Origin of the sequence: Streptomyces celluloflavus (assembly GCA_000720995.1) — a bacterium.
Taxonomy (GTDB): domain Bacteria; phylum Actinomycetota; class Actinomycetes; order Streptomycetales; family Streptomycetaceae; genus Streptomyces; species Streptomyces celluloflavus.
Genome location: JOEL01000128.1, coordinates 1 through 876, shown reverse-complemented (window position 1 = coordinate 876; position 876 = coordinate 1). Strand labels below are relative to the sequence as shown.

Annotated in this window: 1 protein-coding gene; it reads right to left on the bottom strand. The window is 66.4% G+C overall.

What is annotated here, in order from left to right:
- Nucleotides 1-57 precede the first annotated feature (57 nt).
- Nucleotides 58-828: an IS5/IS1182 family transposase gene (locus IH09_RS36180; protein ID WP_052861987.1), complete on the bottom strand. Its 771-nt coding sequence runs from the start codon at nt 826-828 to the stop codon at nt 58-60.
- Nucleotides 829-876 lie beyond the last annotated feature (48 nt).

Below are 876 nucleotides of genomic sequence, written 5' to 3'. Positions count from 1 at the left end.
CTAAGCGTTGTCCCGTAAATGATCTACGGCATGCTGCTTGAGCAGCTCATTTCTCCGTCATCCGGCCAGGGCGAGGTTGTGCAGGCGGGCGATGCCGAGAATGGCGTGGTGGACGCCGTCACCCTTGAGGCGGCAGTCACGAAGGATCTTCCAGGTCTTCATGCGGGCGAAGGCGTGCTCGACACGGGCGCGGACCTTGCGGTGGGAGGTGTTGTGCTCCTCTTTCCAGGCCAGCAGTTCGGTCTGGCCGCGCTCGCGGCGGTGTGGGATGACCAAGCCGGTGCCCCGGTAGCCGCCGTCCGCGATGACCGTGGTGCGACCGACGGCGTCCTTGGCGCCGGAAAGCTCCCACGCCTTGCAGTCATTGCGGTTGCCCGGCAGCGGCCTGCCGACGGCGACGACCAGACGACTGTCGGCGTCGATGACGACCTGGTGATTGGTCGAATACCTGTAGTTCTTCGACTGCTCGGCGATGGTGTGGTCGCGGGTGGGGACCAGGGTGCCGTCCACGATCAGCACGGTGTCCTTGCGGAACCGCTTGCGTTGCTGGAGCGCGAGCGAGGGCCCGAGGTGATCGATGATGCGGGCGGCGGCCGACTTCGACACCCCGAACAGCGGCGCCAGCTGGCGCAGCGTGAGGTTGGTCCGCCAGTACGCGGCGACCAGCAGGACCCGGTCCTCCAGAGTCAGGCTCCACGGCCGGCCCTTGCGCACGGGGTCCGCTCCCTCGCGCCGCAACGCGGTGATCAGCTTGCCGAACTGACGCGGGCTCAACCCGGTGAACGGGCCTATCCAAGACGGCTCCGACGCCGTGATCACACCAGACACAGCAAGATCATCTCACCCGTGACCAGCAGTTACGGGACAACCCTTAGG